We start from the raw sequence: 12,833 nt of genomic DNA, 5'->3' as shown, positions 1-12,833 counted from the left end.
CACATGAGGTTCAACGGCACGATGCGCCGCGGACTCAGTGGCACGGCGGCCGCGGTCGCCGCGATGGCCGCGCTCACCGCGTCCCAGGCACCGGGACTCGTCGGTCACGAAGCGGCGCCGAAGGAGCGCCCGGAGGCCGAGGAGGTCAAGTGGTCGCACGTACCCAACGACGACTCGTACCACACCGAACTGCCGCCGCTCCAGTCGCCGAAGCCGCCGAAGGCAGGTGAGAAGCAGGGCCCGGCCGTCGCCCGGTCGTGGGCCGAGGCGGGCATCCCGGCCACGGTGCTCGCCGCCTACCGCAAGGCGGAGAGCGCGCTCGGGCGGACCGACCCCGGATGCCGGCTGCCGTGGCAGTTACTCGCGGCGATCGGCAAGGTCGAGTCCGGCCAGGCGGGCGGCGGACGCGTCGACGCCCATGGCACGACGCTCACCCCGATCCTCGGACCGGTCCTCAACGGTGCGGGATTCGCCAATATCCCGGATACCGACGGCGGCGCGTACGACGGCGACCGGACCTACGACCGGGCGGTCGGCCCGATGCAGTTCATCCCCTCGACCTGGGCCCACTGGGGCAAGGACGGAAACGGTGACGGCCGCCGCGACCCGGGCAACATCTACGACGCCGCACTCGCCGCCGGCTACTACCTCTGCGCCGGACCGCGCGATCTGTCGGTGAAGGTGGATCTGGACCGGGCGATCCTCAGCTACAACCACTCGGACACCTATCTGCGCACCGTGCTGTCCTGGCTGGAGTTCTACCGCAAGGGCATCCACCCGGTGGCCGACGGCAAGGGCACCGTCCCCGAGAGCCCCGGCGCGGGCGGACCCAACAAGCCGAAGCACCCCGTCGGCGGCCCCGGCGCCCCGGACGGCGGGATCATAGTGGGCCCGCAGCCCGGCGGTTCGCATCAGCCCTCCCCGTCGACCACCCCGAAGCCCTCCGGATTGCCGACCGGTTCACCGGACCCCACCGACTCCGGCACCGGCTCACCCGACCCGACCGACAGCGGATCGGCCACTCCGGACCCCGGTACGAGCCCCGACCCCGGCACCTCGGAGCCGGGCCCCGGCTGCCCGACGGGCTCGACGTCACCGGACCCGACCGAGACGTCCGGAGCCACCGAGACCCCGGAACCCGACCCGACGGCCGGCGAGGACCCGTGCGCCACGCCGCCGGGCTCAGATCCCACCGGCTGACAGCACCTCCGCCAGGTCGTACCGCACCACCTCTTCCAGCTGCGCGTAGGTGCAGCTGCCGGGGGTGCGGTCAGGCCGCCACCGGCGGAACTGGGCGGTGTGCCGGAAACGGTCGCCCTCCATGTGGTCGTACGCCACCTCGCAGACCCGCTCCGGGCGCAGCGCCACCCACGACTGGTCCTTCTTCCCGGACCAGCGGCTCTGCGTCCCGGGCAGCCGGGCGCGCTCGTGCGCCTCGGCGTCGGCCCAGGCCGCCCACGGGTGGCCGGAGAAATCGACGCGCAGCGGCTCCAGCTCCGCGACCAGCTCCTCGCGGCGCTTCATCGAGAAGGCCGCACAGACCCCGACGTGCTGAAGCACGCCCCCGGAGTCGTACAGGCCGAGCAGCAGCGAGCCGACGACCGGGCCGCTCCTGTGGAAGCGGTACCCCGCCACCACACAGTCGGCGGTCCGCTCGTGCTTGATCTTGTACATCACCCGGGTGTCGGGGCGGTACGGCAGATCGAGCGGTTTGGCCACCACACCGTCGATCCCCGCACCCTCGTACCGCTCGAACCACTCCTGGGCGAGGGCCGGGTCCGTGGTCGCCGGGGCGAGATGGACGGGCGCCGACGCGCCGGACAGGGCCGCCTCCAGCACGGCGCGGCGGTCGGACTGCCGGGTGGAGAGCAGCGAATCGTCCCCCACCGCGAGGATGTCGAAGGCGACCAGACTGGCCGGGGTCTGCTCGGCGAGCAGCCGCACCCGGGAATCGGCGGGGTGGATGCGCTCGCTGAGCCGGTCGAAGTCGAGCCGTCCGTCGTACGCGATCACGATCTCGCCGTCGATCACACAGCGCGGCGGCAGATTGTCCCGGACCGCGGTGACCAGCTCGGGGAAGTAGCGGGTGAGCGGCTTGCCGGTGCGGCTGCCGATCACCACCTCCTCGCCGTCCCGGTGCACGATCGCGCGGAAGCCGTCCCACTTGGCCTCGTACTGCATGCCGGGCGGGATCCTGGACACGGACTTGGCGAGCATCGGCTTCACAGGAGGCATCACCGGCAGATCCATGGCCCGATTCTCACGCATGACCGGGCGTAAGTCTCCCGATATGCGGCATATGTGAGCCCGGCCTACCGTGACCGTCATGGGTGCAGCGGTGAAAGCAGTGGAGCTCGAAGCCGACGGACGGGCCGTACGGCTCTCCAATCCGGACAAGGTCTACTTCCCGGAGAAGGGCTATACCAAGAGGGACGTGGCCGAGTACTTCCTGGCAGTGGGCCCCGGCATCACCCGCGCCCTGCGCGACCGGCCCACCACCCTCCAGCGCTTCGTCGACGGCGTCGACGGCGAGTTCTTCTACCAGAAACGGGCCCCGAAGAACCTTCCCGACTGGATCCCCACGGCACGGATCGCCTTCCCGAGCGGCCGGCCCGCCGACGAGATCTGCCCCACCGAGCTCGCCGCCGTCATCTGGGCGGCCAACCTCGGCACGCTCACCTTCCACCCCTGGCCGGTCCGCAGCGCCGACACCGACCACCCGGACGAGCTGCGCATCGACCTCGACCCGCAGCCGGGAACGGACTACGCCGACGCGGTCCGGGCCGCCCACGAGCTGCGGTCCGTGCTCGACGACCACGGGCTGCGCGGCTGGCCCAAGACCTCCGGCGGCCGGGGCATCCATGTCTTCGTCCCCATCGCACCGCAGTGGACGTTCACCGAGGTGAGACGGGCCGCCATCGCCGCCGGACGCGAACTGGAACGCCGCATGCCGGACCGGGTGACCACGGCCTGGTGGAAGGAGGAGCGCGGCGAGCGGATCTTCGTCGACTTCAACCAGACCGCCCGCGACCGCACGATCGCCTCCGCCTACTCCGTGCGCCCCCGCCCGTACGCCCCGGTCTCCGCCCCGCTGCGCTGGGAGGAGATCGACGACGCCGAACCGCGCGACTTCGACATCCGCACCATGGCGAAGCGCTACGCCGATGTGGGCGATGTGCACGCGGACATGGACGAGCACGCCTTCCCGCTCGACGCGCTGCTGGAGCTGGCCGACCGCGACGAGCGGGAACGCGGGCTCGGCGACATGCCGTACCCGCCGGAGTACCCCAAGATGCCGGGCGAGCCGAAACGGGTCCAGCCGAGCCGGGCCCGGCACGACGGAGATGCCGCGGGATGAGGGCGCCCGACCTGGAGCCCGCCGCACCGCACGGGGCGCACGGCAGGCCGCTCGGCCGCGGCCAGAAGTGGGCCGCCTACAAGGAATCGCCGTACTTCCCCGCGACCGTCCTGCTGTTCATCCTCGCGGCCGCGGCGGGACTCTTCGCCGGTTCCTACACCTACGCCATGGCCAACCCGACCCCGCACCGGGTCCCCACCGCGGTGGTCAGCCACCCGGCGACGGATCGCGGGAAGGAGTTCGTCGCCGGCATGGACAAGGCGCTGGACACCTCGCTCGACATCCGTCTGTTCGCGACCCGGGCACAGGCACGCGAGGCACTGGACGAACAGGAGGTCTTCGCGATCGTCCGGGCCACCGACCGGGGTGTGTCGCTGGATGTCGCGAGCGCCTCCGGTGCCGCGGTCGCCCAGCTGCTCGCGGAGTCCGCGGTGAAGGTGGGGGCCGAAATCGACTCACCGGTCGCCGTGCGGGACATCAAGCCCCTGCAACGGGGCGACCCGCGCGGTCTCGCCCTGTTCTACATCTCGCTCGCCGCCGTCATCATCGGCTTCGTCGGCGCGATCCAGCTGAGCGTGCACGCCCGCGCCCTGCTCCCGCTGGAACGGATCGCCTTCACCATCGGCTACTCGCTGCTCGGCGGCTTCACCATCGTCGCGGTGGTGGACTGGTGGCTGGGCGCGGTGGACCTGCCGTTCTTCGAGTCCTGGCTGATCCTGGCGTTCACGATGTTCACCTCCGGCATGGTCTTCACCATGTTCAACACCCTGATGGGGCGCTGGGCGATGATCCCGACCTGGGGAGTCATGGTGCTCCTGGGGAACCCGTCGTCCGGCGGGGCGGTCTCCTGGCCGCTCCTGCCGTCCGTGCTCGGGCACATCGGACGCTGGCTGCCGCCGGGTGCCTCCGTCAACGCCCAGCACACCGCGGTCTACTACCAGGGCCACCAGCGGATCTTCCCGTATCTGGTGCTCGGGGTCTGGGCGGTGGTCTCCTGCACGGTGTTCTGGGTGTGGCGCCACCGGCACCCGGGAGGCCGTGACCACATGCCTCGGCATGCGGCCACGGCCACCTGATCCGGTCCGGGCTACAGCTCCTTGATACGGATGTCGCGGTACGAGACCACGTCCGTGGTGCCGTGGACCTGGAGTCCGATGTAACCGGAGGCGTACCGCCGGCCGTCGGTGCCCGGGTCGTCGCCGCGTGGCGGCTCGAAGACCTGACCGCCGTTGTTGTCGAACTCGTTCAGCAGGACACCGTTGCGGTAGACCGAGTAGTGCTGGTCCACCACCCGGATCTCGTAGTCGTTCCAGGTGCCCTTGGGGGTGACCCCGGCGCCGGCCAGGCCGATCCGGTCGAAGCCGTAGATCGAGCCGGTCTTGTACATGTCGCCGTCCGGCCGGTCGAGGATCTGCACCTCATGGCCGTACTTGATGGCGACCCACTCCGGACGCGACTCCTCCGGGTTGTCGTGGACGTTCGGGAAGCGGACGAACACCCCGCTGTTGGCGTTGCCCGTGCCCGGGGCGTCGTCGCGCCACTGGAGCTTGAGCGAGAAGTCGCCGTACTGCCGGCCCGGGAACCAGAGCATGCCCATGCCGTCCACCGCGGTGGAGCTGGTGATGGTGCCGTCCGCGCCCAGCCCGAACTTTCCGCCACCGACCTGCTGCCACTTGGCGAAGGACTCCGCCGTGCCGTCGAAGAGCTTCTTGTAGCCCTCGTCCTGGCCCGGCATGCCGATCCCCGACTGCTTGGCCGCCCGGTAGATCTTCTTGTGCTCGCGGGCGTCGATCACACCGGCGGCGAGCAGCTTGTCGAGGACACCGTCGACGTGCTTGAGGAACAGCGCGTGCGACGACCAGTCCTTCTCGTCCTCGATCAGCTCGTTGATGGTGCAGCGGTTGCCCGTGATGCGGTTGGGGACCCCGGTGTCGATCGTGCCGACGATGACGGTGAGCCGCTCGTCGAACTCCGGGCAGTTCGGCGCCGGTACGCCCCCGCTCTCCGCGACGGTGAACGACACCTGCTTCGCGACGGAGGTGTTGCCGGCCTTGTCCGTCGCCCGGTGGGCGACGGTGTGGTAGCCGACGCGGTCCACGATGACGGTGGCGGTGTACGCGAGGTACGGGCCGCCGTCGAGCGAGTACTCGACCTTGTCCACGCCCGATTCGGCGTCGGTCGCGGTGACCGTCACCTTGGCGCTGGTGATGTAGGCGTTGTCGGAGTTCTTGTCGCCCTCGACCTTCGCGGAGGTCTCCGGCGGGGTCTTGTCCTGCGTCGGCGGTGCGACGACGGTGAAGTCGACCGCCTTCTCGGCCGCCGTGTTGCCGGCCTTGTCGGTGGCCCGGTAGCGGACCCGGTGGGCGCCGGTCTCGTGCACCATCACGGGCGCGGTGTACGGCTGCCAGGCGCCGTCCGCCCCGATCGCGTACTCGATGGTGTTGACGCCGGACCCGGTGTCGGAGGCGGTCACGGTGACCGTCGCCATTCCCAGGTACTGCCCCTGGTCGTTCTTCTCGCCGGACACGGTCGCCGAGGTCTCCGGCGGCGTCTTGTCGTCCGTCGGCGGCGCGGCGACCGCGAAGTCGACCGATTTCTCGGCCGCCGTGTTGCCCGCCTTGTCAGTGGCCCGGTAGCGGATCGTATGCGTACCGACCTGGTCGACCACGATCGGTGTGGTGTACGGCTGCCAGGCGCCGTCCGCCCCCACCGCGTACTCGACGGTGTCGACGCCGGAGCCGTCATCGGTCGCCGAGACGGTGACCGTTGCCTGACCGATGTACGCGCCGTCGGCGTTCTTGTCGCCGTCCACCTTCGCCGAGGTGCCGGGCGCCGTGGTGTCCTCGCCGCCACCGCCTTCGGTCACGATGAGGATGCCCTGCATCGCCTCGTGCCCCGGCATGGTGCAGTGGTAGAAGTACCGGCCGGGGGAGAGCGTGACCTCGGCGGTGTGCCTGCCGCCCTGGTCGTCGGCCGGATTGGCCAGGATGTTCAGCGTGACGTCGTTGTTGAACTCGGGGTCCGAGACGCTGAAGGTGAGGGTGTGCGGCATCCCCGTGGTGTTGCCGGTCGCCGCGCTGTTCTCGAAGACGATGGTCGCCTTGCCGGCCACCGCGGTCTTCGGGGCGGACAGATAGCGGTCGATGGGGTCGCCCGCGGTCCAGGTGAGGACCTGGTCGGCCGCCGCACCGGCGGGAGTCGCCGTACGGCCGTACGCCGCCGTGGAGGTCAGCCCCAGCACCATCAGGAACGAACCCAGCAGCGCGAGCCACAATCGGGCGGGACGGTACCGCTTTCGGAAGAGGACCGGACGATGTCTCACTGCACTGCCGCCTTCCTGGCCAGATCCTCGGCGGCCGGGGTCGGACCGCCGCCCTTGTACGTCACACGCCACAGCGCGGACTTGGAGTCGGAGGTGAAGAAGCCGCGCCCGTAGTCCAGGACGTACAGCGAACCGTCCGGGGCGAACTTCCAGTCCATCAGGTTGCGGATGCCGTCCGCCCCGACCGGGATGATCTTCCGCAGGGACTCGGCGTGCGTGGGCAGACCGCCCTTGCCGACCGTCTTCGGGTCGGTGAGCACGGCGTGCCGGGGCTGGGTGCCGTCGTAGAAGTCACCGACGAACCACTTGCCGTCCCAGTAGGAGGGCCACTTGTCGGCGCTGGTGCTCGCCGCGTCGTACCGGTAGACCGGGCCGTTCATCGTGGCCTGGCCGCCGCCCTTGAGCCACGGCAGCAGCTGCTTCTGGTCCTCGGCCTTGTAGCTGGGGACGCCGTTCGCGTCGCGCGGGTAGTCGACGCCGCCGCCCTGCGGCGAGTACCAGATGGTGTTGGAGGTGACCGGCGGCAGATTCACCAGGCCGTCGTTGTTCGGCGACTCGTTCTTGGGGTGGTCGCAGTCGTACCAGCCGAGGGGCTTGGCCGGGTCGGGCAGATTGCGGTCCCGGTAGGGCTGCTTGTTGCCCATGCAGTACGGCCAGCCGTGGTTGCCCGCCTTCGTGATCGCGGCGAACGTGTCGTACTTGGCCGGGCCCCAGGTGGTGGAGGGCGAGCCGGCGTCGGGGCCGACCCAGCCCGCGTACAACGTGTCCGTCGACTTGTCGACCGAGATCCGGGCGGGGTTGCGCACGCCCATCACATAGATCTCGCCGCGGGTTTTGCCACCGCCCTCGTCGGGCTCCTTGCCGGTGAAGAGATTGCCCTCGGGCAGGGTGTAGGTGCCGTCGTCCTCCGGGTGGATCCGCAGGATCTTCCCGTTGAGGTTGTTCGTGTTGCCCGCGGTGCGGCGGGCGTCGGCGAACGAGACGCCCTTGTAGTTCGGCTGCGGGTTGTTCCCGGAGTAACCGTCGCTGAAACCGGAGGAGTTGTTGTCACCGGTCGCGATGTACAGATTGCCCTTGGAGTCCCAGGCCATCCCGCCGCCCGCGTGGCAGCAGCTGTGGACCTGGACGGGCCACTGCAGCAGCACCTTCTCCGAGGACAGGTCCAGCTTGTTCGTCGCCGGGTCCAGGGTGAAGCGGGAGACCTGGCGCACCGCCATCTGCTTGTCGCGGTCCAGCTTGGAGTGCGGGGTGTAGTGCAGATACACCCAGCCGTTCTTCTCGAAGTCCGGGTCCAGCTCGATGCCGAGCAGCCCCTCCTCGACCTTGATCAGCTCGTCGCCGCCGCCCTTGTTGCCGAAGATCGTCAGCGCACCGGCGAGGGTGACCTTCTTGGTCTTCGGGTCGTAGACATGGATCTGGCCCAGACCCTTGCCGATGTCCGGGTTGTTCCAGTCGGTGACGACCGGACCGCTGCTGTCGGCGCCGCCGCGCCCGATGTACAGCACGCGTCCGTCGGGGGCGACGACCAGGCCGTGCGGCTCGCCGATCTGGTCGTTCTGCCCCGGCTGGTTGGGCTGGGTGACGCGCTCGGCCTTGTAGTTGGAGTCGATCGTCGCCTTGCAGTCGGCCTGCGAGATCCGGGTCGTCCAGTTCAGCGCGCCGCGCAGATGGTCGCGGAAGTCGGTCTCCGCGAAGCTGTCGACCGTACCGCCCATCGCCGTGTAGAAGGACCGGCCGCCGTCGTAGTCGCGGCACCAGGAGACCGGGTGGTCCCAGCCGTTGGCACTCGCGCCCGGCTTGTAGGTGATCTCGCGGACCCGCGCCACGGTGTGCACGGCGCCGGACGGGTTCTTCGTCCAGTTCAGCCACTTGTCGGGGCGTTTCCACTCCAGCGGAAGGTTCTTGGTCGCCGGATGCCGCCGGTCTCCGATCTCGACCGTCGCACGCTGTACGGAAGTCGGACTGTTCGCCGCCGGGCGGGCGCCGACCAGGCCGGTGAACCAGTCCGAGTACGGCTCGGTGCGCGCGGCGTCATGGATGCCGAGGAAGCCGCCGCCGGCCTCCATGAACGCCTCAAGGCCGGCCTCCTGCTCCGGGTCGAGGACATCGCCGCCGCCGGTCAGGAAGACCACGGCGTTGTACTTGCCGAGCTGCTTGCTCTTGGTGAAGACCGTGGGGTCGTCGGTGGCGACGGTCCTGAACCGGCCGGATTCCGGGCCGGTCAGGCCGATCTTCTCGATCGCCGCGATCCCGGGGTCGACCGTCGGGGACTCCTCGGTGGCTGAGGCATGGAACACCAGCACCTTGACGTCGGCACCGCCCGGCGGCGACGGCAGGGACAACGTTGTCGCCAGGGAGCCGGGCGGCTCCGGATAGGGCCTGGCCTCGGCGGTGTTGGCGCCGAGCAGGGAAGCGGTCAGTGCGCCGGCCGCGAGGCCCGCCGCGAGTCCGCGTCGCGATCTGGACCTGTGATGTGGTGCGCGCTGCATGTGGTCACCCACCCCTCTTTGGTCACTGCAACAGCGCATGAAGCTAGACCTCTTTTCGTGGTCCGCCAATAGCTATGGCGGCAATTGCACGAACTTTGTCCTGGCTGTGGATAAACGAGGATCCTCCGGCTACGGTGTGGGCCGTCCGGGGCGAGTCGGCGCTCCAAATTCCTTGGCGCAGTGAGGAGTTCGGCATGGACAGAAGGAGCTTCAACCGGCGGATGCTGGTCGGCGGCGGGGTGGCGGCCGCGACCGGCCTGACATCGTTGTCCCTCGGCTCGATCGACGCCAACTCGGCGGAGCCCGCACTGGACACCGCCCCGGCGGGCGGTGCGGTCCGCCATCTCAAGCTGTACGCCGAGAAGCTGGCGGACGGTCAGATGGGATACGGCCTGGAGAAGGGAAAGGCGTCGGTGCCGGGGCCGCTCATCGAGATCAACGAGGGCGACACCCTGCACATCGAGTTCGAGAACACGACGGATGTGCCGGTCAGCCTCCATGCGCACGGCGTCGACTACGACATCGCGAGCGACGGCACCCGGATGAACAAGAGCATCGTCGAACCGGGCGATACCCGTACCTACACCTGGCGCACCCATGTCGCAGGCCGGCGCAAGGACGGCACCTGGCGGCCGGGCAGTGCGGGCTACTGGCACTACCACGACCATGTCGTCGGCACGGACCACGGCACCGGCGGCATCCGCAAGGGCCTCTACGGTCCGCTCATCGTCCGGCGCAAGGGCGACATCCTGCCGGACAAGACGATCACGATCGTCTTCAACGACATGACGATCAACAACAAGCCGGCCCACGAGGCCCCGAACTTCGAGGCCACGGTGGGGGACCGGCTCGAAGTCGTCATGATCACGCACGGCGAGTACTACCACACGTTCCACATCCACGGTCATCGCTGGGCGGACAACCGGACCGGCCTGCTCACCGGCCCCGACGATCCGAGCCGGGTCATCGACACGAAGATCGTCGGCCCGGCGGACTCCTTCGGCTTCCAGGTCATCGCGGGCGAACACGTGGGCGCGGGCGCCTGGATGTACCACTGCCATGTGCAGAGCCACTCCGACATGGGCATGGCCGGTCTGCTGCTGGTCGCCAAGCCGGACGGCACCGTGCCGGGGTACGACCCGCACGACATGATGGCCCATGGCACGGCGGCCGAGGGCAAGGCGGCACCCGGAAGCGCGGCGAAGGACCGGGCCGCGCGCGACACGGCCTCGCACGACGCGGTGGCACACGACCCGGCGGCACACGGCTCCTGACACCGAAGGTCCGCAGGACCTGACGTCGTCGGGCCCGCACGTCCTGACGGCGTCAGCCCTCCGGCACCTCCCGGACCACCACGTCCGCGGCGGCTGTTCCGGCCGTTCCGTCCCTGCCATCCGTTCCGGTCGCTCCGTCCGCTCCGGTCGCGAGGCGCAACTGTTCCTCCTCGACGATGCGTCGGGCCAGAGCCCCGTCCGACACGTCCACGGCGTCCGGCGTCGTCTCGGCGACGTCGCTGCGCCGTGCGTAGAGGTCGAACAGCCGCTCCTTGCGGGCCAGGATGTCCAGCATTCGTTCGTCGACACTGTCGGCCGCGAGGAGCCGGTGCACCTGGACCGTCCGTATCTGACCCATCCGATGGGCGCGGGCCACCGCCTGGTGCTCCATCGTCGGCTTGATCTGCGGTTCGCAGATGATGACGACCGAAGCCGACTGCATGTTCAGTCCGACGCCGCCCGCCTGGATCTGGCTGAGCAGAACGGCATGACCGTCCACGGCACCGAACTCGTCGATCAGCCGCTGGCGGCGGGCGGCCGGCAGGCTCCCCGAGAGCGGGCCGAACACGGGTGCGTCCAGGGCCTGTCCGACGGTGTGGAGCACTTCGCGGAAGTAGGAGAACACCACGACCTTCAGGCCGTTGTCCGCGGCCTCGGCCACCAGCTCGCGCAGCCGGTTCAGCTTCGCGGACGTGGCGGGCCGGGCATACGCCGCCTTGCGCATCCGCATGAAGTGCCCGGCGCCCACCGCCTCGCGGTAGGCATCGAGATCGCCCGCGCTGAACTCCTCCCACTCGTCGACCTGCACCAGCGCCGGGAGTTCGGTCAGCACGTCCACCTGGTTGCGCCGTAGATAGGCCGGGGCCACCGCTCTGCGGAAGGCGAGCGAACCGGCGGCGCCATGGGTGGTGTGTATCGAGGGGGCCAGTTCCGGCTGGAGGTGTCGGACCAGGCTGCGGAACTCCTCGACCCGGTTCTCCATGGGCGTGCCGGTCAGGAACAGCACCCGTTCGGTGTGCCGCGTCCAGCCGGACACGGCCTGGGACCGGCGGGTGGCGGGGTTCTTGACGTAGTGCGCCTCGTCGACCACCAGCATGCCGGGCCGTGTGCCGCAGTCCACGGCGGCCGGCAGTGTGTGCAGGGCGTCGAACGTGGTGAGGGCGACCCCGCCGCTGCGACGCCATTCGTCGAAGGCGGACTGCCGCTCGGGGCCGTGCACCGGCAGGGTGTGGAGGGTGGAACGGGCGCGGATCTCGCGTGCCCAGTTGATCAGCACGCTCGCCGGGCAGACCACCAGGAAGTGTGTCTCCCCCCGCGCCGAGAGATGCGCGAGCGCCGCGATGGCCTGCACGGTCTTGCCGAGCCCCATCTCGTCACCGAGGATCACCCGCTTCTGCGCGAGCGCGAACCGCGCGCCGAACGACTGGTAGCCGCGCAGCGAGACACGCAGATGGGCGTCGTCCAGCCGCAGACCGCGCACCCGGTCCGCCATCCCGGCCGGCAGGAACCCCTCGGCCGCGTCCCGGTCCGGGCCGGTGCCGGACATCTCGGCGATCAGGCTGTAGTACTCGGCGGACCGCAGCTCGAAATCCACCCACGCGGCGACGTCCGACTCCGCGCCCCGCAACAGATCGACCGAGACCTGCCCGAACAGCAGGGGCAGCTCGCGCCCGTCCGCCTCGGCGACGGCGGCCCGCACCTCGGCGACGGCCTCCAGCGCCCGGGAACGGGCCTGCCGCCGGGCGAACACCATGCGCAGCCGGCCCCGCGCCGGTCCCGCCGCGGCCAGCAGGGGTTCGAGGCGCCCGATGAGCCGGCCCGCCGCGTCCACGGCCCGCCGGACGTCGGGACCGGCGTCGACCAGCCGGTGCAGTGCGACGACCAGCGCGGTCGTGGTGTCGTCCGGGGCGTCCACGTCTATCCGGACCGCGACCGTGTCCCGTACCGCGTGGGCGATCTGCCCGGCCGCGGCCAGCGCCTGGTCGGCGGTCTGCGCGCCGACCCCGGGGATCTGGCGCAGCTCGTAGCGGTTGGCCTCGTGGACCTGGCCGACGGTGGTGAAGCCGGCCTGCTCGACCGCGCCGAGCCGCAGCCTGCCCTCGGTGACATCCTTGAGCCGGGAGGCCGGGATGGCGGCGAGCTCCCGGCGGACGAGGGAGTCGAGCAGCGGCTTCAACGCGGTGTGCACGGCATCGACGGCGCGGGTGTGATCGGCCAGCACGGCGCGTGCGGTCTCCAGCAGCCCTTCGGCCCGTGTCAGCAGCTCACGGGCGGCCCTTCCCGTGGGCGCCCCGTCCTCCGTCGGTCCGGTCTGTGTCATGTACGTCCCTCTGTCCGCGCAGCCCGGCTGCCGTCCTGCCCGGCACCTGCCCCGGACGATTCCTATCGTG

At 70.2% G+C, this 12,833-nt stretch carries 8 protein-coding genes; 4 read left to right on the top strand and 4 right to left on the bottom strand.

What is annotated here, in order from left to right:
- Positions 1 to 3 precede the first annotated feature (3 nt).
- The gene (locus ABZY11_RS09910) at positions 4 to 1,200 is read left to right on the top strand and encodes a lytic murein transglycosylase (protein ID WP_356478653.1); all 1,197 of its coding nucleotides are present in this window, start codon (positions 4 to 6) and stop codon (positions 1,198 to 1,200) included.
- Here ABZY11_RS09910 and ABZY11_RS09905 read toward each other — a convergent pair.
- Entirely contained in the window at positions 1,183 to 2,250 is a 1,068-nt protein-coding gene (locus tag ABZY11_RS09905; protein WP_356478652.1) for an ATP-dependent DNA ligase, read from the bottom strand. The genes ABZY11_RS09910 and ABZY11_RS09905 overlap by 18 nt on opposite strands.
- Before the next feature lie 76 nt (positions 2,251 to 2,326).
- Between ABZY11_RS09905 and ligD the strand changes: the two genes are divergently transcribed.
- Together ligD and ABZY11_RS09895 are read left to right on the top strand one after the other, a co-directional pair.
- Positions 2,327 to 3,358: a non-homologous end-joining DNA ligase gene (gene ligD, locus ABZY11_RS09900; RefSeq protein WP_356478651.1), complete on the top strand. Its 1,032-nt coding sequence runs from the start codon at positions 2,327 to 2,329 to the stop codon at positions 3,356 to 3,358.
- On the top strand, positions 3,355 to 4,434 hold the full coding sequence (locus tag ABZY11_RS09895) for an ABC transporter permease (protein ID WP_356478650.1): 1,080 nt from the start codon (positions 3,355 to 3,357) through the stop codon (positions 4,432 to 4,434). Before ligD ends, ABZY11_RS09895 begins: the two co-directional genes overlap by 4 nt.
- An 11-nt stretch (positions 4,435 to 4,445) precedes the next feature.
- On the opposite strand, the gene ABZY11_RS09890 is transcribed toward ABZY11_RS09895, so the two are convergent.
- Positions 4,446 to 6,680, bottom strand: coding sequence for a family 16 glycoside hydrolase (locus ABZY11_RS09890; RefSeq protein WP_356478649.1), 2,235 nt, complete (start codon positions 6,678 to 6,680; stop codon positions 4,446 to 4,448).
- Complete coding sequence (locus ABZY11_RS09885) at positions 6,677 to 9,169, bottom strand: ThuA domain-containing protein (protein ID WP_356478648.1); 2,493 nt, start codon at positions 9,167 to 9,169, stop codon at positions 6,677 to 6,679. The genes ABZY11_RS09890 and ABZY11_RS09885 overlap by 4 nt, the downstream gene beginning before the upstream one ends.
- Positions 9,170 to 9,363: 194 nt before the next feature.
- Between ABZY11_RS09885 and ABZY11_RS09880 the strand changes: the two genes are divergently transcribed.
- Positions 9,364 to 10,443 (top strand): multicopper oxidase domain-containing protein, encoded by a 1,080-nt coding sequence (locus ABZY11_RS09880; RefSeq protein WP_356478647.1) that lies wholly within the window; start codon positions 9,364 to 9,366, stop codon positions 10,441 to 10,443.
- 52 nt (positions 10,444 to 10,495) lie between these two features.
- Here the strand turns inward: ABZY11_RS09880 and ABZY11_RS09875 are convergent, their stop codons facing one another.
- Positions 10,496 to 12,763: a DEAD/DEAH box helicase gene (locus ABZY11_RS09875; protein ID WP_356478646.1), complete on the bottom strand. Its 2,268-nt coding sequence runs from the start codon at positions 12,761 to 12,763 to the stop codon at positions 10,496 to 10,498.
- Positions 12,764 to 12,833 lie beyond the last annotated feature (70 nt).

It is taken from the genome of Streptomyces sp. NPDC006510 (assembly GCF_040611955.1).
GTDB lineage: Bacteria > Actinomycetota > Actinomycetes > Streptomycetales > Streptomycetaceae > Streptomyces.
Note: the sequence above shows the minus strand (reverse complement) of the source record. Positions and strands in the feature narration are given on the sequence as shown.

Coding starts and splice junctions, on each gene's coding strand:
- ABZY11_RS09910 (WP_356478653.1), top strand. CDS start 4: ATGAGGTTCAACGGCACGATGCGCCGCGGACTCAGTGGCACGGCGGCC.
- ABZY11_RS09905 (WP_356478652.1), bottom strand. CDS start 2,250: ATGGATCTGCCGGTGATGCCTCCTGTGAAGCCGATGCTCGCCAAGTCC.
- ligD (WP_356478651.1), top strand. CDS start 2,327: ATGGGTGCAGCGGTGAAAGCAGTGGAGCTCGAAGCCGACGGACGGGCC.
- ABZY11_RS09895 (WP_356478650.1), top strand. CDS start 3,355: ATGAGGGCGCCCGACCTGGAGCCCGCCGCACCGCACGGGGCGCACGGC.
- ABZY11_RS09885 (WP_356478648.1), bottom strand. CDS start 9,169: ATGCAGCGCGCACCACATCACAGGTCCAGATCGCGACGCGGACTCGCG.
- ABZY11_RS09880 (WP_356478647.1), top strand. CDS start 9,364: ATGGACAGAAGGAGCTTCAACCGGCGGATGCTGGTCGGCGGCGGGGTG.
- ABZY11_RS09875 (WP_356478646.1), bottom strand. CDS start 12,763: ATGACACAGACCGGACCGACGGAGGACGGGGCGCCCACGGGAAGGGCC.